This is a genomic window from Antarctobacter heliothermus (genome assembly GCF_900188425.1).
GTDB lineage: Bacteria > Pseudomonadota > Alphaproteobacteria > Rhodobacterales > Rhodobacteraceae > Antarctobacter > Antarctobacter heliothermus.
Genome location: NZ_FZON01000013.1, coordinates 89,421 through 108,999, shown reverse-complemented (window position 1 = coordinate 108,999; position 19,579 = coordinate 89,421). Strand labels below are relative to the sequence as shown.

22 protein-coding genes are annotated in these 19,579 nt (G+C 64.0%); 6 read left to right on the top strand and 16 right to left on the bottom strand.

What is annotated here, in order from left to right:
- Positions 1 to 320 (top strand): transposase domain-containing protein (locus tag CHB90_RS09290; RefSeq protein WP_141135833.1); only part of this gene is annotated, 320 nt, incomplete at its 5' end.
- Here the strand turns inward: CHB90_RS09290 and CHB90_RS09285 are convergent.
- From CHB90_RS09285 to CHB90_RS09250, 8 genes are all read right to left on the bottom strand, one after another.
- The gene (locus CHB90_RS09285) at positions 274 to 753 is read right to left on the bottom strand and encodes a hypothetical protein (RefSeq protein WP_089277591.1); all 480 of its coding nucleotides are present in this window, start codon (positions 751 to 753) and stop codon (positions 274 to 276) included. The genes CHB90_RS09290 and CHB90_RS09285 overlap by 47 nt on opposite strands.
- Positions 750 to 1,877 carry an RNA ligase RtcB family protein gene (locus CHB90_RS09280; RefSeq protein WP_089277590.1) on the bottom strand — a complete coding sequence of 376 codons (1,128 nt, stop codon included), beginning with the start codon at positions 1,875 to 1,877 and terminating at the stop codon, positions 750 to 752. Before CHB90_RS09280 ends, CHB90_RS09285 begins: the two co-directional genes overlap by 4 nt.
- Before the next feature lie 255 nt (positions 1,878 to 2,132).
- On the bottom strand, positions 2,133 to 2,597 hold the full coding sequence (locus CHB90_RS09275) for a PTS sugar transporter subunit IIA (protein WP_089277589.1): 465 nt from the start codon (positions 2,595 to 2,597) through the stop codon (positions 2,133 to 2,135).
- 62 nt (positions 2,598 to 2,659) lie between these two features.
- A complete protein-coding gene (gene hpf, locus CHB90_RS09270) occupies positions 2,660 to 3,223 on the bottom strand; it encodes a ribosome hibernation-promoting factor, HPF/YfiA family (RefSeq protein WP_089277597.1) in 564 nt (187 codons plus the stop codon).
- A gap of 268 nt (positions 3,224 to 3,491) precedes the next feature.
- Positions 3,492 to 4,253, bottom strand: a complete 762-nt coding sequence (gene lptB, locus CHB90_RS09265) for an LPS export ABC transporter ATP-binding protein (RefSeq protein ID WP_089277588.1) — start codon at positions 4,251 to 4,253, stop codon at positions 3,492 to 3,494.
- Positions 4,250 to 4,744, bottom strand: coding sequence for an LptA/OstA family protein (locus CHB90_RS09260; protein ID WP_089277587.1), 495 nt, complete (start codon positions 4,742 to 4,744; stop codon positions 4,250 to 4,252). The genes lptB and CHB90_RS09260 overlap by 4 nt, the downstream gene beginning before the upstream one ends.
- Positions 4,741 to 5,355 carry a hypothetical protein gene (locus CHB90_RS09255; protein WP_089277586.1) on the bottom strand — a complete coding sequence of 205 codons (615 nt, stop codon included), beginning with the start codon at positions 5,353 to 5,355 and terminating at the stop codon, positions 4,741 to 4,743. The genes CHB90_RS09260 and CHB90_RS09255 overlap by 4 nt, the downstream gene beginning before the upstream one ends.
- 13 nt (positions 5,356 to 5,368) lie before the next feature.
- Positions 5,369 to 5,983: a ribonuclease D gene (locus CHB90_RS09250; RefSeq protein ID WP_089277585.1), complete on the bottom strand. Its 615-nt coding sequence runs from the start codon at positions 5,981 to 5,983 to the stop codon at positions 5,369 to 5,371.
- Between the two features lie 977 nt (positions 5,984 to 6,960).
- Between CHB90_RS09250 and CHB90_RS09245 the strand changes: the two genes are divergently transcribed.
- Positions 6,961 to 7,650 (top strand): sugar transferase, encoded by a 690-nt coding sequence (locus CHB90_RS09245; protein ID WP_245823208.1) that lies wholly within the window; start codon positions 6,961 to 6,963, stop codon positions 7,648 to 7,650.
- Between the two features lie 61 nt (positions 7,651 to 7,711).
- Here the strand turns inward: CHB90_RS09245 and CHB90_RS09240 are convergent, their stop codons facing one another.
- Positions 7,712 to 8,515 carry an HTD2 family dehydratase gene (locus CHB90_RS09240; protein WP_089277583.1) on the bottom strand — a complete coding sequence of 268 codons (804 nt, stop codon included), beginning with the start codon at positions 8,513 to 8,515 and terminating at the stop codon, positions 7,712 to 7,714.
- 37 nt (positions 8,516 to 8,552) lie between these two features.
- Between CHB90_RS09240 and CHB90_RS09235 the strand changes: the two genes are divergently transcribed.
- Entirely contained in the window at positions 8,553 to 8,951 is a 399-nt protein-coding gene (locus tag CHB90_RS09235) for a VOC family protein (protein ID WP_089277582.1), read from the top strand.
- A gap of 21 nt (positions 8,952 to 8,972) precedes the next feature.
- Here CHB90_RS09235 and CHB90_RS09230 read toward each other — a convergent pair whose 3' ends face one another.
- The 3 genes from CHB90_RS09230 to CHB90_RS09220 all read right to left on the bottom strand — a co-directional run bounded on the left by CHB90_RS09230 (position 8,973) and on the right by CHB90_RS09220 (position 11,317).
- Positions 8,973 to 9,524: an NADPH-dependent FMN reductase gene (locus CHB90_RS09230; RefSeq protein WP_089277581.1), complete on the bottom strand. Its 552-nt coding sequence runs from the start codon at positions 9,522 to 9,524 to the stop codon at positions 8,973 to 8,975.
- Between the two features lie 104 nt (positions 9,525 to 9,628).
- Positions 9,629 to 10,297: a YiaD family glycine zipper/OmpA-like lipoprotein gene (locus CHB90_RS09225; protein WP_089277580.1), complete on the bottom strand. Its 669-nt coding sequence runs from the start codon at positions 10,295 to 10,297 to the stop codon at positions 9,629 to 9,631.
- Positions 10,298 to 10,474: 177 nt separating this feature from the next.
- On the bottom strand, positions 10,475 to 11,317 hold the full coding sequence (locus CHB90_RS09220) for a methylated-DNA--[protein]-cysteine S-methyltransferase (RefSeq protein WP_089277579.1): 843 nt from the start codon (positions 11,315 to 11,317) through the stop codon (positions 10,475 to 10,477).
- A 219-nt stretch (positions 11,318 to 11,536) separates the two neighbouring features.
- Between CHB90_RS09220 and nth the strand changes: the two genes are divergently transcribed.
- From nth to CHB90_RS09205, 3 genes are all read left to right on the top strand, one after another.
- Positions 11,537 to 12,181, top strand: coding sequence for an endonuclease III (gene nth, locus CHB90_RS09215; RefSeq protein ID WP_089277578.1), 645 nt, complete (start codon positions 11,537 to 11,539; stop codon positions 12,179 to 12,181).
- Entirely contained in the window at positions 12,178 to 13,167 is a 990-nt protein-coding gene (locus CHB90_RS09210; RefSeq protein WP_089277577.1) for an adenosine kinase, read from the top strand. Before nth ends, CHB90_RS09210 begins: the two co-directional genes overlap by 4 nt.
- A 148-nt stretch (positions 13,168 to 13,315) precedes the next feature.
- On the top strand, positions 13,316 to 14,503 hold the full coding sequence (locus CHB90_RS09205; protein ID WP_089277576.1) for a S8 family serine peptidase: 1,188 nt from the start codon (positions 13,316 to 13,318) through the stop codon (positions 14,501 to 14,503).
- Between the two features lie 3 nt (positions 14,504 to 14,506).
- Here the strand turns inward: CHB90_RS09205 and polA are convergent, their stop codons facing one another.
- The 4 genes from polA to CHB90_RS09185 form a co-directional block, all read right to left on the bottom strand.
- Entirely contained in the window at positions 14,507 to 17,314 is a 2,808-nt protein-coding gene (gene polA / locus CHB90_RS09200; protein WP_089277575.1) for a DNA polymerase I, read from the bottom strand.
- A gap of 179 nt (positions 17,315 to 17,493) precedes the next feature.
- Complete coding sequence (gene trhA, locus CHB90_RS09195; RefSeq protein ID WP_089277574.1) at positions 17,494 to 18,189, bottom strand: PAQR family membrane homeostasis protein TrhA; 696 nt, start codon at positions 18,187 to 18,189, stop codon at positions 17,494 to 17,496.
- Positions 18,190 to 18,367: 178 nt separating this feature from the next.
- Positions 18,368 to 19,279 (bottom strand): pirin family protein, encoded by a 912-nt coding sequence (locus CHB90_RS09190; RefSeq protein WP_089277573.1) that lies wholly within the window; start codon positions 19,277 to 19,279, stop codon positions 18,368 to 18,370.
- Between the two features lie 111 nt (positions 19,280 to 19,390).
- On the bottom strand, positions 19,391 to 19,570 hold the full coding sequence (locus tag CHB90_RS09185; protein ID WP_089277572.1) for a zinc-finger domain-containing protein: 180 nt from the start codon (positions 19,568 to 19,570) through the stop codon (positions 19,391 to 19,393).
- Positions 19,571 to 19,579: the final 9 nt, after the last annotated feature.

Genomic DNA, 19,579 nt, shown 5'->3' with positions numbered 1-19,579 from the left:
CCAAGCTGGCCGAGGCGATCCGCTACGCGCTCGGCCGCATGCCCAAGGCGCGTCCATACCTCGATAACGGGCTTCTGGAACTGGACAACAACATCTGCGAGCGGTCAATCAGGCCCCTGACTCTCGGCAGGAAAAACTACCTGTTCATGGGTTCGGAAGGTGGCGGCAAGGCCGCGGCTGTCGCCTACACACTCATCGAAACCGCCCGCATGAACAGCGTTAATCCCGAAGCCTGGCTCACCTGGGTTCTCGAACGGATCGCCGATCACAAGATCAACCGCATCGGCGAACTCGCGCCATGGAACTGGACGCCGAAATAGGCGTCAAGCGCTGCGTGGCCGGACGCATACAGCGCGCGCGGATCGCGCTGGAGGTTTTGTTCTGGTGCTGCCCACCCGGCCCCCCGGCACGGATGGCCACCATCTCGACCGCGCGCGGGTCGATTGCCGTCCCGCGCGGCGCGTCCGGCAGGCGAAAGACCTGCACGAACCATGTCTTGCGCTTGTGGCGGGGGCGCAGTGCGCTGGGACAGCGCCACAACAGCGAGCCGGTCCAGCGGGCAGCAAATTCATCCACGCACGCGCCGGACAGCACGGCCACCGCAGAGATCGGCCCGTTGCGGCCCGCGCGGCAGGCCAGATCCAGCGTGACGCCCAGGTCCGCCGCCTCTTGCGCCATGCGCGTCAGCACATGGTCCACCGTCTGCTGGCATTCGCCCGGTCCATTGCCGCTGGAAATCAACAGACAGGTCATCCGCGCGCTCCTTTGCCGGTCTTGAAAGTGATCAGCGGCGCAAACGCGGCCACCTCCTGTGCAAGGCCAAAGGCTTCGAGGTCGCGCAGCACCGCGCCTGCGTCCTTGTAGGCGTTGCCCGCCTCCTCGATCAGCAGATCGCGGTCGGCGCAGATCACCCGACCGCCAAAGCGGGTCTGGCGCATCGCCTCCAGTTCCGATTTCACGCGGCGAATGCGCCCGTGCATCGCAGCGCGGTCATAGCGCCGCCCGGCCCCGTGCGAGACAGAGCCCAGCGCCTCTGGCGGCCCCTCCGGCACCGCCATGAGATAGCTGAGGCTTTCGCGGGATCCGGCCAGTGGGGCCAGCCCCCGGTCCGGGGCGGCCGCCCCCTTGCGGTGCAGCCAGCCATCCGCCCGCTGCTCAAGGTGGTTGTGCGGCGCGTCGCAGATCAGCCGCGCGTCACAGCGCAGCGCCTCTGACGCCTGCGCGGCGATCAACGCCCGGTTCACCCGCGCCCAGACCTGCGCCGCGTCGTGCAGGGTGACATACGCCTCTGCCGCGGCGCTGCCCGGCGCAAATCCGTCAGCCCAGGTGTCCGCGATGCCGGTAAACACCGCCGCCCCATGTCCGCGCGATCCGCTGTGGACCAGCAGGCACAAGTCACCGACATCCATCCCCAACCGGGATGCCACCGCCGGATCTGTCAACGCATCGACAACCTGAACCTCGCAAAAGTGGTTGCCGCCGCCCAGCGTGCCAAGGCCATAGGGGCCAAACCGCGCCGCGCCGGTTCCATCCAGCGACGCAGCGCCGGTTTCGGGATCTGCGCTTTCGTCCAGCGCCTGCAACCGCCGCGCGGCCTTGTCCAGTTTCAGCTTGCGGCGCGGCAGGTCCAGCCGGAACAGCGCCATGCCACAGCCGATGTCCGGCCCGATCAGTTGCGGATAGATCCGGTCCGCCAGGAACGCGCCGCCCACCGGGCCAAAGCGGCCCGGATGCAGGTCGGGAAACGCGGCCACGGCCCGCATCCCGGCCCAGCCCGCAACGTCATGCAGTTGATCGACCGCCCGGCCTTCGATCCAGGCGCTGTCGGAATAGAATTCTCGGACACGCGCAGGTGTCCGAATGGGAGAATTGCCCATAGGTCCGTCTTTCTCAAACAGAGAGGTGCGGCCACTCTGGCCGCAAGACGGATCGTCAGATGTGCTGGAAACCTGCCCCGCAGGGCGGAACGGTCAGCGGCCCCGACAATCCGAGGAAATGGCGTCATTGTGCAATGCAATCATGTGGTGCCCTCCTCTGATATCGGGTGTGACTGTTCGGGAGCGTATACCCCGCTGCCGCCTTTGCGCCAACGGGGGAATTCCGGACCCATGGGGCGCTGTGGCCCCTTTGCCTCAGGCGGCCTTTTCGGCCTCGGCGGCGGTCAGGATGGTATACAGCGTCGCAGGCACCGGGTTGGCCCGCAGCTTGGCGCACAGCGCGGGGTTGCGCAGGCTGCGCGACACCAGCGCCAGCGCCTTGAGGTGTTCGACCCCGGCCTCTTCGGGGGCGAGGAGGCCAAAGACGATATCCACCGGCTGCCGATCGACAGAGTCAAAGTCGATCGGCCTTTCCAGAAGAATGAACGCCCCCACCACGGAATCCACGCCGTTGATCCGCGCGTGCGGCAGGGCGACACCGTGGCCGACACCCGTCGGCCCCAGTGCCTCACGTTCCATCAGCGCCTCAAGGATATGAGGCGCCCTCAGGCCATACGCGCTTTCCGCAAGGTCAGACACATCATGCATCAGGCGTTTCTTGCTGGAGGTCGATGTGATGACTTTGACAGCCGTCGGCTTGATGAGATCGACAAACTTCATGGATCTTGCCTGTGTCTGAGGCGCAGTCGTCGCGCGGATCGGGCTCCGGTGGCGGTTGGTCCTTATGGATCAATCCATCCGATGTTGCCATCTTCCCGCCGGTACACGACGTTCACGCCATCCTTTTTCTCGTTTCGAAACACAAGGACCGGCGCGCCCGCCATCTCCATCTGCATCACGGCCTCACCGACCGAGAGTGACGGGATCCGCGTTTGCATCTCCGCCACGATTATCGGCTGAAGCGTCTCGGGCTCGTCATCACCCGAATCCGCTTCGTTGGCGAGGATATACGAGGCTGCCCCAATATGTTCAACCGGGTCGGGGCGGTCCTTGTGATGATCCTTCAGCCTGCGTTTGTAACGGCGCAGCTGCTTGTCCATCTTTTCGGCGCAGGACTCAAACGCCGCATAAATCTCGGTCGCACTTCCCTTTGCGGCCGCGTTCAGCCCGCTCGACAGGTGAACGTTCGCTTCGCAGTGGTATTCATGAGCCGCCTTCGAAAAAACCACCGTCGCGTCGGTCGGACGCTGGCCGTACTTGTCCAGCACGCTGCCCAGTTCGGTTGTGACGTGCACCTGCAGCGCATCGCCAATGTCGATGTGTTTTCCCGTGATCTGATAGCGCATCATTTGTCCTTTTCTTATGCACCCGAACGCCGAAACGGGGAGCGGACCCCGCCGCGACGTCACAGGTTCAGGGAAGGCGCGTTGACGCGGAATGCGGGCGGCAAGCCCCGGAAACGAGGAAACCGCCAGATCGTAATGCCGCGATACAAAGCACCATGGGTTTATTTGACTTGGAAACCGCCGGTGCTGTCAATGGAAACCGCTCCGGGATACGGCGACATCTGGCGACAAAGTGTTCCCGCGCGCCTTTGCCTGTGGCGACAGAGGTTCAACCAAAGCGAAAGTTCTCACCCAGATAGACGCGCCGGACGTTTTCGTTCTGGACAACTTCTTCTGGTGTGCCGGACATCAGCACCTGACCGTCGTGCAGGATATAGGCACGGTCGACGATCTCCAGCGTTTCGCGCACGTTGTGATCGGTGATCAGCACGCCGATACCGCGCGTCTTGAGATCGGAAACAAGGTGGCGGATGTCGCCCACACTGATCGGATCAACCCCGGCAAAGGGTTCATCCAGCAACAGATAGCGGGGATTGGCCGCCAGACAGCGCGCGATCTCGACCCGGCGGCGTTCGCCACCTGACAGCGCCAGCGCGGGCGCGCGGCGCAGATGCTCGATCGAAAATTCGCCCAGCAGTTCTTCCAGCCGTTCGCGGCGGCGGTGGACGTTCTTTTCGGCAATATCCAGCACCGCGCCGATATTGTCCTCGACACTCAGGCCGCGAAAGATCGACATCTCCTGCGGCAGATAGCCGATGCCCAGCCGCGCGCGCCGGTACATCGGCAAAAAGGTCGCGTCGCGTCCGTCAATCAGGACTTGCCCGCCTTCTGGATTTACCAGCCCCGCAATCGCATAGAACGACGTGGTCTTGCCCGATCCGTTTGGCCCCAGCAGTGCTGCCACCTCGCCGCGATCCACCCGCAAACTCACGTCGCGGATCACGACCCGCTTGCGATAGCTCTTGCGCAGATGGTTGACCCTCAGGCCGACGTCGCCTTCGGTCACGCTCAATTCCGGGGGGGCGGTCACGGTTGCGCCTCCGGCGCCTGTTGCAACACGGTCCGCACGCGGCCGGTCAATTGCGCCGTGCCGTCCTTGAGATCGACAACCATCCGCTCCGATGTCAGCGCGCTCGGCCCCTGCGTCAGCAGGACGTTGCCGGACATGATGACCTGTCCGCCTTCGATGTCATAATCGGCGCGCTGCGCCTCTGCCGCCTCTGATCCGCTGACCAGGGTCACGCCGCCGGACGCCTCCATCCGTTTGATCCGCCCGGCCTGTTCGGAATAGACCACCAGAACGCGCGGCGCGGCCAGCCGCATCTGGCCCTGCGCGATCAGCACGTTGCCGGTATACAGCGCCGTTCCGTCCGACTGGTTGACCCGCAGCGCGTCGGCGGTCACCTCGACCGGGGCGCTGGTATCCTGCTGCAACCCGCCAAAAGCCACCTCGGCCCCTTGCGCGAAAAGCCCCACAGGAGCGATGGACAGCATGAGGACGACAGACAGAAAACGGATCATTCGGCAGCACTTTCTTGTTCTGGCGGTTGGTATACCAGCTTTACGCCGCCGGAAAACATCAATTGCACGGCACCGTCGTCTCCGGCGGGTGTGATCCGCAGATGCCCGGCCTCAAAACGGCCCACAGGACCGTCGCCCTGCACTGGTCCAAGGCTTTCTGCCTCCACCCGGTCAAGGCTGGACAACAGCCCCTCGGTCGTCAGCACATACCCCTGAGAGCTTTCGATCCGCACGCCCCCCTGCATCAACGCCTGCCTGTCAGCATCGTTCAGATCGGCCTCAACCGCATCCACCCGGATCTCGCTGCCATCGGCAAGGCGCATCCGCGCCTCAAGCTGATCGGCGCGGATACGCCCATCGTCCTGCGGGCGCACTGTTTTGGCGGTCACGCTCAGCACATCCCCGCGTGGGGTGGTGCCGGCAAAATAGGGGGCGCTGACCCGTTCGGCGGCGGTGTTTTCCTGCAGGGCTTCGACAAAGGGCACGTTTTGCAGTGGCTCGGACGACCGCGACAACAGGAAAAGTGTCGACAGCATGGCCAATGCGGCAAGCGGCAGCAGGATCTTCAGCCAGGCGATCACCCGCGAATACAATCCGTCCCCCCGTCGCATGGCCCGGCCCGGCTCAGGCGTGCGCAAAGATGTCGGTCTCCGGCCAACCCTCAAGATCGAGCATCGCCCGGGTCGGCAGGAAATCGAAACAGGACTGTGCCAGGTCGCGCCGTCCTTCGCGCTCCAGCATGGCGTTCAGCGCGGCGCGCAGACGGTGCAGATGCAACACGTCCGAGGCGGCATAGTCTTGCTGCGCCGCGGTCAGTTCTGCCGCGCCCCAGTCGCTGGATTGTTGCTGTTTGGAAATATCGACACCCAGCAGTTCCTGTGTCAGCACCTTCAGCCCGTGCCGGTCGGTATAGGTCCGGATCAGGCGGCTGGCGATCTTGGTGCAATAGACAGGGGCCGCCAGCGCCCCAAAGGCATGGTACATGGCCGCAATGTCGAACCGACCGAAATGAAACAGCTTGAGCACGTCGGGATCGGTCAGCAGTCGCGCAAGGTTCGGCGCGTCGGTCTGGCCCTTGGCGACCTGCACCAGATGCGCGTTGCCATCGCCCCCCGACAGCTGCACCACACACAGCCGGTCACGGTGCGGGTTAAGTCCCATGGTCTCGCAGTCGATGGCAACGACCGGCCCCAGATCCAGATTGTCCGGCAAATCGCCCTGATACAGATAATTGGTCACGATCCGCCCCTTCTGACACACCTGCTTACCGGCCCGACATATCTGCGCACCCGTCTGCTTTCAACTCCGCCCTGCGGTCCGGAAAGGCCACAATTCGTGGGTTGATGGCCGAAATGGGGCAAATCGAGGGCGTGATCGGGCGAATCGGTGACAAGAAACGACCCGATTCGGGCAGCATCAAGGCAGATGCCTCGCGTTTTTCTCACTTTTGAAATATTTCGTGAGTTGCGGCATTCCCCCTAGGATTGTCACGGCTCCTCACCTTGACCCAGCGTTACACTCTATTGCCTGCCCGCGCCGGGCGGGCGGCCAAGACCCCTTGAAACAGCCCAATGTCCGGGTTGGCATGGGTTCGTTATTGTTTCCCACGTTCAATTCAGCCTTTCGATGCGCGGGGATCCGCCGACAAAACAAGACACGGTTCAGGCATAGTTTTACAAGTTATTATGGACTGTCCCCGTTTCGGAAACAGAGTCCGCCGTGTTTTCGGTAAATTGTTTCACGAATTCCTGCACCACTCAGCCCGTTCGGCACGTCTGCGCGCCGATCCTGCCGGTGACGAAACGGCGGGCGTCACGCGCCCGGGAACACCAATCGGCAGAGCCCCCATCGTCGTGACATCGCGCCTTGCAACCAATACATGTCGCGCGATTTTCTCCTTTAAGTTGTGTCTCATCGCGCTCATTGACGACGCCCCTCCGGCACGTCATAACAATTTTGCGGAATGTGTTTGTCTTGTTTTGGACGCATTTCGTGAAACACGGCACCTGGGGGTTGGTGCTGCCACGTCGGGAGTATCCGGTAAAGTTTGCGGCGGTATCTGCGAAATAAGATCCGATAACATTTTGAGGCTTCGGCCCGTCTGCCAGATGGGGGGACACGCGCTGCGCGTGCCATGGCGGGGCTATGTCCGGATTTCATGACGCCTCGGCGCGCTTTTCCGATCTCTCGTCAACGCATGAGGTCAGGAGATCATCGTGACAATGCATTTGCGCCAGCCGCTGCCATCGGCTCGGATTGAAAAACTGATTTCCGAGGTTCTCGCCGCCGAAAGCGGGCCAACCCTGTACCGCGACCTCTTCAAGCGTGCGCTGGATATCGCAATCGTGTTGGTGGCAGCGCTGCCCACTCTGCTGATCGTCGGCCTGTTCTCGCTGATCGTGGCGCGCGACGGACATTCGCCCTTTTACACCCAGAAACGGATTGGCCGAAACGGCCACAGCTTTGTTATCTGGAAACTGCGCAGCATGGTCCCCGACGCGGATAGCCGGTTGAGCGACCATCTGGCCGCAAACCCGGCGGCCCGTGCGGAATGGGACCGCTCTCAGAAACTGCGCCATGATCCCCGGATCACCCGCGTGGGCCAACTGATCCGCAAGACGTCGATCGACGAACTGCCGCAGCTGTTCAACGTGCTCAAAGGCGACATGTCGCTGGTGGGCCCGCGCCCGATGATGCCCTGTCAGCAGGACATCTATCCCGGCTCCGCCTATTATGCCATGCGCCCGGGGATCACCGGCTATTGGCAGGTGTCGGTGCGCAACGAAAGCTCGTTTGCCCAGCGCGCCGGGTTTGACACCGCCTATCTGGAACAGCTGTCGCTGCTCAATGACCTGCGGGTGCTGGTCAAGACGGTGCGCGTGGTGCTGCGCGGCACCGGCTGCTAGGCCGCCACACACGACCCCCGCCCGCACCGGCCCCGTGCCGGGGCCTCGTGTCCAAACCCGCTCAGTGCTCGACCGTCGCAGCCATACATTGCCGCCCATCCGGTCCACGCACCCACATGTCAACGCCTGACCGGCACAGCGTCGCCAATTCGTCATGCATCAAGGGCGCGGTGGCGCGAAAGGTGAACCCGCGCACCGGGGCCGCCTCTTCGGCCATCAACAACAACCCTTGCGCCAATAGCGGCCCATGCACCACCAGCCCGCCATAGCCTTCGACCGCGCGGGCATAGTCGATATCATAGTGGATACGGTGCCCGTTGAAGGTCAGCGCCGAATAGCGAAACAGCAGTGTCGGGGAAAACCCCATGATGCGGTCGCTGTCCTCATCGTCGCGCGCTTTGGGCGGGGCGGGTGCGCCCACCTCTGGCGCCGCCTCCTCGCGATAGACCAGATCCTGCCGTTCGGTCACGCACAGCTGCCCGCCCTGCCAGATCTCATGCGCCAGCGTGACAAACCCCAGCGGTCCGCTGCGCCCCTGCTTGCGCGTCACATCCGCCACCCAGGACCGTTTTTCCGCCATGTAGCCCGCGCGCAGCGGGGCGTGAAATTGCAAGGCTCCACCAGCCCACATGCGCCGGGGCAGACCAAGATCGGGGATCAGCCCGGTTCCCACACGCGGATGCCCGTCCCGCCCCAGCAGGCTGGGCCGCTGGACCTCCCAGAAATAGATCTGGTGAAAAAACGGTGGCAAGGCGTCGCCCACGTCAACCCCGCGCACCAGATCCAGCGCAACGGCCAGCGCATTTGCCCGCTCCGGGTCCATCACGTCGGTTTGACGCCGCTCTGCCTGCGCTGCATTCTGCATCGACCGCTCCTCATGTCTTGCGCGAGTTATTCCAGTCATGCCGCCCGCCGTCCAGTCGCTCGACCATCTTGTACTGACCGTTGCCGATCTGGCGGCGACGCGGGCGTTCTATGAGGACATCCTCGGGATGCAGGCGCTGGCCTTTTCTCCGGCGGATGGTAGCACCCGCTGGGCGCTGAGCTTTGGAGCGCAAAAGATCAATCTGCACGTCGCCGGGCAGGAGTTTGACCCCAAGGCCTCGCATCCCACACCCGGATCGGCGGATCTGTGTTTCCTCAGCGCAACGCCGCTTTCTGACTGGATGGCCCATTTGGTCGCAAAAGGCATAAGGGTCGAAGAAGGCCCCGTGACCCGCACCGGCGCCACCGGACCAATCCTGTCGATCTACCCGCGGGACCCGGACGGCACCCTGATCGAGATTTCAAACCGGTTCTAGGGTCAGGCCCCTCTGCGCGCCTCAGTCCCGCATCCGCCCCACTTCGGTACGCAATTCCTCCATCAAGGACTGCAACAGGCCCTGGCCGCGCGCGTCGATCAGCCGCCCGTCATCGCCGAACTGCGAGCGGCTTTGCGCCAGCATCATCTCCGGCCCGGCCACCAGGCGCGGACGGAACGGCGTCAGGCACAGCCGCGCCATGTTTTGCGCCCGTTCCCCGCCCGCACGTCCCGCCGCCGCAGACAACAGCGCCACCGGCTTGTCCTGCCACGGCGTCCCTTCGGTGCGCGAGATCCAGTCCAGCGCGTTTTTCAGCACACCCGAGATGCCCTTGTTGTATTCCGGCGTCACCACCAGCACCGCATCCGCACCGGCAATCTGGTCCGCCGCTTGTTGCACAGCGGCGGGGATTCCGTCGGCGTTCTGACTGTCTTCGTCAAACAGCGGAAACCGCAGATCCAGTTCGGTGAACGCGTCGGGGGCAAACAGGCGCGCGGCCTCGAACATCAGCTTGCGGTTGCTTGACTCGGCGCGCAGCGACCCGCACAGGCCCACCAGTTTCATGTCACTCATCGGTTGTCTCCAGACTGCTCTATCCGGACCTACAATAAAAAAGCGCCGCGACAAGGCGCGGCGCTTTGCAGAATATACGCGACCGGGGCACAGCCCCTGTGCGTTTAGCCGTTCGGCAGGATCACGATCTCGACCCGGCGGTTCTGGGCCTTGCCCTCGGCGGTCAGGTTCGAGGCGATCGGCTGATCCTCACCGCGGCCGATGACCGAAACGCGGCTGCGCGGCACGCCCTCGGACAGCAGCACATTGGCCACCGCCTGCGCGCGACGCTGCGACAGGTCCTGGTTGTAAGCGGCGGCACCGTCGCTGTCGGTGTGGCCGATCACCTGCGAGGTGGTGTTCGGATAGGCCAGCAGGGACTGGCCCACATCGCGCAGATCCGACACCAGGGTCGAACGCAGCTGGGCGCTGTCGGTGGCGAACAGGATGTCCTGCGGCATGGTGACAATCAGGCGGTCGCCGGTGTTGCGGATCGTCGCGCTGTCACCCAGCTGCTGGCGCAGTTCGGCCTCCTGCTTGTCCAGCTGGTTGCCGATGGCGGCACCGGCGGCGGCACCGACCAGCGCCCCGGCCACGGTGGCGCGGTTGCGTTCACCAACGTCGCTGCCACCCGCAAGACGGCCGGCAACAGCACCACCCAGAGCACCGATCAGAGCGCCCTGCTTGGCCTTCTTGTTGGGGTCGTTGTCGTCGACCATCGGGCCGGTGGTGCAGGCGCTGAGGCCAAGAACAGCCACGACGGAAAGAAGAATGGGGGATTTCGCCCGGATCATGAGGAGCCTCTTTTTGATGTTTGCCCCAGTTGATTGGGGTCTTTCACTGCCGATATGCAATATCATCCGCCAAACGCCCAGCCTTGTCATGGGGAAAATCGGCAAAGCTCCGCGCATGACCTCACGGCGCTTTTGTTTCGCGTGCGAAACACTCCCTGTTTACAAGGCGTTAACCCTTCAAGCCTCCAGTCGGGCCGCCTCCCATGCCAGGATCGCGCGTTTGACCGGAATCCCCCAGTGATAGCCACCCAACCCGCCCGATTTGCGCAGCGCCCGGTGGCAGGGGATCAGGTAGCTGATCGGGTTGCGCCCCACCGCCGTGCCGACGGCGCGCACTGCCTTGGGATGGTCGATGGCCTGCGCGATTTCCGAGTAGGTGGTGACATGGCCAGAGGGGACCTGCATCAGGGCCTCCCAGACCTTGATCTGAAACGGCGCGCCGATCATGTACAGCGGCACCGGTCCCTCTGCCTTGACGCCAAAAGCGGCCTGCACCCAGGGGCGCAGCCGGTCCGGGGCCTCGACATACTCCGCCTTCGGCCAGCGCCCCACCAGATCCTGCATCGCCGCGTCTTCGGTGGTGTCCGCCGAAAAACCAATGCCGCACAGCCCCTTGTCGGTGCCCATGACCAGCGCCGGACCAAAGGGGCTGTCAAACTTGCCCCAATAAATCGTCAGCCCCGCGCCCGCGCGGGCAAAGTCACCGGGGCTCATCGCCTCCCAACGCAGGAACAGATCGTGCAGACGCCCGCCCCCTGACAACCCCGTGGCATGGGCTGTCTCCAGCGTGGTGAACCGGCTGGCCAACAGCGTCTTGGCATGGCCCAGCGTCAGGTATTGCTGGTAGCGTTTGGGCGAAACACCGGCCCATTGGCTGAACAACCGCTGGAAATGCGCTGCGCTCATGCCCATTTCACCGGCGATCTGGTCCAGCGTTGCCTGCGGACCCAGCCGGTCGACGACATCAATCGCGCGGCCCATGACCTGATAGTGATAGCTTTGTTCGTCGTCCTTGGGCATGGCGAAGTCTCCTTGGGGTCCGTCATAACGTGGACAGACAATGCGGACGATCCGATTGTTGCGCATAGGACCAGCGGCGCAGGGGGGCGTCATGCCAGAGGCATGCTTGCAGCAGGGCCCCCGTCTCCCTGCGGTCGCCTCCCCCGGGATATTTCTGGACAGAAGAAGCCGGGGGGCGGGGGCTTGCGGCACGGGTGGGTTCTGGGCATTAGGGCATTTATGGCCAAGCAACTCGACTATCATACGATCCGGCAGATCTTTGCCCGCTTTCAGGAGTCAGAGCCGGAGCCCAAGGGGGAGTTGAACCACACCAACGCCTATACGCTGGTTGTGGCCGTGGCGCTGTCGGCGCAGGCCACCGATGCAGGCGTCAACAAGGCCACCGAAAAGCTGTTCCAGATCGCCGACACGCCGGAAAAGATGCTGGCCCTTGGCGAGGCGGGCGTGACCGAGCATATCAAGACCATCGGCCTGTTCCGCAACAAGGCCAAGAACGTCATCAAGATGGCGCAGATCCTTGTGGACGACTACGGCGGCGAGGTGCCCAATTCCCGCGCCGCGCTGGAAAGCCTGCCGGGGGTGGGCCGCAAGACCGCCAATGTGGTGCTCAACATGTGGTGGCACTATCCGGCACAGGCGGTCGACACCCATATCTTTCGCATCGGCAACCGCACCGGCATCTGTCCGGGCAAGGATGTCGTCGCCGTGGAACGAGCGATCGAGGACAACATCCCCGTCGATTACCAACAGCACGCCCATCACTGGCTGATCCTGCACGGGCGGTATATTTGCGTGGCGCGCAAACCCAAGTGCAAGGCCTGCATCATCAACGATCTCTGCCCATTCGAGGAAAAGACAACATGAAGAAATTCCAGGTTGTCGGCATCGGCAACGCCGTCGTCGACGTGATCGCCCGCACCGAGGATGCCTTTCTGGCCGACATGGGAATCGAGAAAGGCATCATGCAACTGATCGAGCGCGAGCGCGCCGAACAGCTGTATGGCGCCATGGGCAACCGCGTGCAGACCCCCGGCGGGTCGGTCGCCAACACCATTGCCGGGCTGGGCAATCTCAAGGCGCGCACCGCCTTTATCGGGCGCGTGGCGGACGACGACCTTGGCGTCTTTTATGCCTCGGCCATGAGCAATGAGGGCATAGCCTTCGTCAACGATCCGGTGGCGGGCGGCGAATTGCCCAGCTCGCGCAGCATGATCTTTGTCTCACCCGATGGCGAACGCTCGATGAACACCTACCTTGGCATCTCCGCCGAACTCGGCCCCGAGGACGTGTCCGAGGATGTGGCCGGTGAGGCAGAATACCTGTTTCTGGAGGGCTACCTGTTCGACAAGGACAAGGGCAAAGAGGCTTTCCTCAAGGCCGCGCGCGCCTGCAAGGCGGCGGGTGGCAAGCCCGGCATCGCCATTTCCGACCCGTTCTGCGTCGAACGCCACCGCGCCGATTTCCTGACCCTGATCGAGAACGAGATGGATTTTGTCATCGGCAATGAGGATGAGATCCGCTCTCTCTACCAGAACGATGACCTGGAGGCCGATCTGCGCGCCGTGGGGGCCATCTGTCCGCTGGTGGTCTGCACCCGGTCCGGCGACGGCGTGTCGGTCCTGCATGAGGGCACGCGCATCGACGTCAGCGTGGAAAAGATCGTGCCCGTGGATGCCACCGGCGCGGGCGACCAGTTTGCCGCCGGGTTCCTCTACGGCCTCGCCATCGGTGCGGACATGGAACTGGCCGCGCGCATGGGCAGTTGCGCGGCGCGCGAGGTGATCAGCCACATGGGCCCCCGCCCCGAGGCAAACCTGCAGGATCTGTTCCGCGCGCAGGGCCTCATCTGAGCCTGCTCTCCTTGCCGACCGCCGCGCTGGCGGTCGGATTTCACCTCGACGTCATGGCGATTTCACGCCGCATTCACGCTGTCCCCGTTCCGAACCGCTCGTCCCGGCGCTAACCTGTCAGAGGGTGGGGACCGGTGTGGAGTGGCTCATGACGCGGTACATCCTTTTGCGCGACACGACCGGGAACTGGCGCCGCTCCACCGTGCCGCTGGCCGGGGGAATTGCGCCGCAGGATCCTGACGCCCCCGCCGCGCCGGTGATCGAGACCGCCGATCTGTCGCCGCTGGAGCTGCGAGAGGCCGCCGGTGATCCCACCCTGTTGACCATCCAGCCCGCAATGCCCACCCGATTGATCGCGCCCGAGCCGATGGATGAGCTGCGCTCTGCCGACGCGGTGCCGGGCTGGGGTCTGCGCGCCACCGGGGCGGACTGGACGCCGGTCAGCGGCGCGGGCGTGCGGGTTGCCCTGCTGGACACCGGGATTGACGCGCACCATCCGGTTTTTGCCGGGGTCGACGTCACGGCGCGGGATTTTGCCGGGACTGGCGTTGTCGATGCCAATGGCCACGGCACCCATGTTGCCGCCACCGTGCTGGGCCGCGATCTGGGCGGCACGCGGGTTGGTGTCGCGCGCGGTGTCACCGATCTGCTGGTCGGCAAGGCGCTGGCCGACAATGGCCGAGGCCGGTCCGAGGATTTCCTGAACGCGGTGCTTTGGGCCTTGGGGGAAAGGGCGGATGTCATCGGCTTTGCACTGGCGTTCGACGTGTCCGGCCAGATCGAGGCGCTGGCCGAAGAGGGTTATCCGACTGCGCTGGCCACGCTGGCCGCCGTCCACGCCTATCGCGGCAACCTGCGGCTCTGCGAGGTTCTGTTGCAGATGATCGGAGGAGGTCAGGCACCCGCGATGCTGGGGGCGGTGGGCAACGATTGCCTGCGCACCATCACGCCCGAATTTGAAACCGGCGCCTCTGCCCCGGCCTCCGCCGCAGGGGTGCTGGCAATCGGAGCCTGCGGCGTGGATGAGGCCGGACTGTCGCCCGCCCCGTTCACCAACGCGGGCGCGGCGCTGGTGGCGCCCGGTGTCGGGATCATCTCTGCCGGGCTGGGCGGCGGTCTGCGCTCGCTCAACGGCACGTCGATGGCGCTGGCCCATGCCGTCGGGGTCGCGGCGCTCTGGGTCGAAAAGATGCCCAACGACGACGAGCCTGTGACGGCACGGTCGCTGGCGGCCAAACTGATCGACACCGCCACCCGCGCCCCTCTTGGCCCGGGTGCGTCATGTGTCGAGTGCGGACACGGCCTGATGCAAGCCCCGAAAGGCGCGCTGGAGTAACGCCTAGTGCGCCTCGGCCCAGTTCGCCCCCTGACCTGCGTCCACCACCAGCGGCACGTCCAGCTTCAGCACCGGATCGCAGGCGTTTTCCATGATGCCGCGCGCCACACCGATCAGGTCATCCACAGCGCCTTCCTCGACCTCGAACAGCAGTTCGTCGTGGACCTGCAACAGCATCTTGGCGGGCAACCCCTTGATCGCCTCGGGCATGCGGATCATCGCGCGACGAATGATATCCGCCGCCGTCCCCTGGATCGGCGCGTTGATCGCCGCGCGCTTGGCAAAGCCCGCACGCGGCCCCTTGGCGGCAATCTCGGGCGTGTGGATCTGCCGCCCGAACAGCGTCTCCACCCGCTTGTGTTCCTTGGCGAACTCCACCGTCGCGTCCATATACGCCCGAATGCCGGGGAACCGCTCAAAGTACCGGTCGATGAACCCCTGCGCCTCGGACCGCGGAATCCGCAGGTTGCGCGCCAGACCAAAGCCGGAAATCCCGTAGATCACGCCAAAGTTGATCGCCTTGGCCTGCCGCCGGATATCCGGCGTCATCTCCTCCATCGGCACGTTGAACATCTCTGACGCGGTCATCGCGTGAATGTCCTGCCCCTCGCGGAACGCCTGTTTCAGCGCGTCGATCTCGGCCATCTGCGCCAGAATGCGCAGCTCGATCTGGCTGTAGTCCAGCGACACCAGCACATGCCCCTCGGGCGCGACAAAGGCCGTGCGGATGCGCCGCCCCTCCTCTGATCGCACCGGAATGTTCTGCAAATTCGGATCGGTGGACGCAAGACGCCCGGTGTTCGCGCCGGTCTGCACATAAGACGTATGCACCCGCCCGGTGTCCGGGTTGATGTGTTCCTGCAAGGCGTCCGTATAGGTCGATTTCAGCTTGGACACCTGCCGCCAGTCCAGCACCCGGCGCGGCAGTTCATGTTCCGTCGCCAGATCCTCAAGGATATCCGCGCCGGTGGAATACTTGCCGTTCTTGCCGCGCTTGCCGCCCTCAAGGCTCATCTTGTCGAACAGGATGTCGCCCAGTTGCGCCGGCGAGCCGACGTTGAATTTCTCCCCCGCCAGTTCGTGTATTTCCTCTTCCAGCTGCGCCATCTTCTGGGCAAAGGCGCTGGACATGTTGCGCAGCACCTCGCGGTCCACCGTGATGCCGGTCATCTCCATCTGCGCCAGCACCGGCACCAGCGGGCGTTCCAGCCCCTCGTAGACCCGCGTCACGCGGGCGACATGCAGTTGCGGCTTGAACACCCGCGCCAGCCGCAGGGTCACATCCGCATCCTCGGCCGCATAGCGCGTCGCCTTGTCGATGGGCACCAGATCAAAGGTGATCTGGCTCTTGCCGCTGCCGATGATCTCCTTGATCGGGATCGGCGTGTGCGACAGATACCGCTCGGCCAGTGCGTCCATCCCGTGATTGTGCAGGCCGGAATTCATCGCGTAGGACATCAGCATGGTGTCGTCGATCGGCGCGATCTGAACCCCGTAGCGCGCCATGACCTTGGCGTCGTACTTCATGTTCTGGCCGATCTTCATGACCGCCCCGTCCTCCAGCAGCGGTTTCAGCGCGGCCAGAGCATCGTCCAGCGGGATCTGCCCCTCGGCCAATTCATCCGACCCAAACAGCCCCTCACCGGACTCGGCCCGGTGGATCAGCGGGATGTAACAGGCGTGCCCCGGATCAATACACAATGAGATCCCCACCAGATCGCAGGTCATCTCGTTCAGGCCCGTGGTTTCGGTGTCAAAGGCAACGGTGCCGCGCTCATGCGCGCGGTCGATCCACTTTTGCAAAGCGTCCAGATCGCCCACCGTTTCATAGCGGTCCGGGTCGATGGCGGGCCAATCCGGGTCCTCAGACCGCGGATTGGCCCCCTCAGGCCTGGTGTCGGGGATCACCGGCGCCTCGACCCCCAGACCATCGGCAATCCGCTTGGTCAGGGTGCGGAACTCCATCTCTGTCAGGAACCCCAACAGCACCTCCGGCTCCGGGTCGCGCACCTCAAGGTCATCCAGCGTAAAGGGCAGCTCCATGCCCTCATCCAACTGCACCAGCTTTTTCGACAGCTCGATCTGTTCGCGCTTTTCGATCAGGGTCTGGCGGCGCTTGGGCTGTTTGATCTCTTCGGCGCGGTCCAAGAGTTCCTCAAGTGAGCCGAATTCGTTGATGAGCAAAGCCGCCGTCTTGATCCCGATCCCCGGCGCGCCCGGCACGTTGTCAACGGAATCCCCGGCCAGCGCCTGCACATCGACCACCCGTTCCGGGCCGACGCCGAATTTTTCCATCACCCCTTCGCGGTCGATGCGCCGGTTTTTCATCGGGTCCAGCATTTCGACACCGTCGCCCACCAGCTGCATCAGATCCTTGTCCGACGACAGGATTGTCACCCGCCCGCCCGCCTCACGCGCGCGGCAGGCCAGCGTGGCCATGATGTCGTCCGCCTCGAACCCCTCGATCTCCTTGCAGGCGATGTTGAACGCCTCGGTGGCGCGGCGCGTCAGCGGGATCTGCGGGCGCAGATCCTCTGGCATCGCCTCGCGGTTGGCCTTGTACAAATCGTACATGTCGTTGCGGAACGTGTGGCTGCCCTTGTCAAAGATCACCGCCACATGGGTCGGCGCGTCGGGGCCGGTGTTGCCCTCGACATAGCGGTGCAGCATGTTGCAAAAGCCGCTGACCGCCCCGATGGGCAGCCCGTCGGATTTGCGAGTCAGGGGCGGCAGCGCGTGGAAGGCGCGAAAGATATAGGCCGATCCGTCGATCAGATGCAGGTGGCATCCCTTGCCGAATGTGCTGGCCATGCCCGGCCTCCCCTCATGTCGTGATGTTTTCCAAGATGTGCCATGAACGGCGGCAGGGTGCCAGACGCCGATTGGGTCGCGGGGAAAAATCAACCGCCCACACGGATACCGGACACAGCCGCTATCCGGCGGTTTGATCAGCGCGATGCAAGAGGGGCGTTCCGGTCAGTTCACCCCGGTCAGTTCGCCGCCACCACCACGCCCGGCATCGCGGCACACAGGAACACCGCCACGAAAAAGACGATAGAGGCGGCCACCACCATCGAATGCCAGATCGTGTTGTGAAACCGCAGTCTGGAGGCCATCAAAAACGGCGTTCCGGCAGAATACAGCACCCCGCCCACCACCATCAGCACGGTGATGGACAGCGGCAGTGCCCCCATCAGATCACGCCCGCCGATCACCACGGCCCAGCCAGTGGCAAGGCACATGGCCACGGCCACCCCCGTCGGCAGCCGCCGGTTTATCAAGGTGACCGCCGCCGCCCCCGCCGCAGCCCCCCAAATGGCCGTCAGCAAACCCCAACTGGTGCCGGTAAGCAGCGCAAAGGGCGTATAGGTGCCCGCGATTTTCAGGTGGATGGCGGACATGTCGATCCGGCGGAACAAATCCGACAGATGCGGCCGCCCGACGTGGTTGTACAGCAGCGAGGCGGTCAGCATCACGATCAGGGTCACACCGTAAATGGTCACGCCGACAATCCCGGCGGCATCGCCGCGCCAGATCGCCGTCAGCGTGATCAGCACCGGCACCGCGCCCAGCGCCAGCACCAGCGCGGCCAGATGCACAATCATGTCGCTGGTCAGTTCCGCCGGGCTGTAAACGCGCGGCGGCAGCGGGATCGGCGCCGGGGATGTGTGACCTTGGTCGTTCATGGCCTCAGGGTATAGAAACAGGCTGTCATTTCAACAGCCTGCCACCGAAGGGTAAGCAAGTCGTGACCGCCTGTGCAGAAATGCCGCAATTTGGTGCGCAAAGGTTACCGAGACGTAAAAACGTCTCTGTAACCCGTTGATTTTGCGTGACCGCATGGCTGTCCACGCGTGGACAGCCCTAATGAGCAGGCTGAATAAAGCTGCCGTTGCGCAGGTCTTTCATCGCCTGCTGCAGCTCTTTTTGCGTGTTCATCACGATCGGCCCATGCCAGGCCACAGGCTCCTGAATGGGCCGCCCCGCGACCAGCAGGAACCGCACGCCCTCCGGCCCCGCCGTCACCTTGACCTCATCGCCATTGCCAAATCTCACCAGGGTCCGGTTGCCGGAAAGATCACGGATGTTCACCTCCTGCCCGCCAAACTCCTTTTCGACGCGCACCCCCACGGGGGCCGATGCCTCGGCAAAGCGGCCCGCTCCGGCAAACACATAGGCAAAGGCATTGGCCCGCGTATCGACCGGCAAAACCTTGGTCACACCCGGCGCCACCGACACGTCCAGATACAGCGGATCAGCGGCGATGCCGTCGACCGGCCCGCGCTTGCCCCAAAACCCGCCGGTGATGACTTTTACCCGCGTGCCATCATCGTCGATGACCTCGGGAATATCCGCGCCCTGAATGTCCTGATAACGCGGGCCGGTCATCTTCAACGAAGACGGCAGGTTCGCCCACAACTGAAAGCCATGCATCTGACCGGCAGCGTTCCCGCGCGGCATCTCCTGATGCAGGATGCCCGACCCGGCGGTCATCCACTGGACAGACCCGGCCCCCAACACCCCCTCATTGCCCAGCGAATCGCCGTGGGTCACCTCTCCCTCCAAGACATAGGTGATCGTTTCGATCCCCCGATGCGGATGCCACGGAAAGCCGCGCGCATATCTCGCGGGATCGTCGTTGCGGAAATCATCCAGCAACAGGAATGGATCGGTCTCAGCCGTGTCGCCAAAGCCAAAGACGCGGTGCAGGTGAACGCCTGCACCCTCCATCGTGGGCTGGGCATGGGACTGTGAAAGAACGGGTCGGAACGTCATGGCAAACTCCTGTTGAAGCTTGACCAAACATAAAGCGGCAAAGCCCGCCGCCAAAGGCCCACCCCCGCACAGAGATGGTGCGCGCCGTCACAGGGTTGAAAGGGCGGCCCCTCAGACCTTGCCTTCGAAATCCGCTTGAACGTATTTCGCATCACAATACGGGCATTCGACAAAGCCGGTCTCCAGCGGGATCTGCAGCCAGACCCGCGGGTGCCCAAGGGCCCCGTCCCCACCGTCACACGAGATGCGATAGCTCTCGACAATCTTCGTCTCGGGCGCTTGGGTCGTCATCTGGTTCCC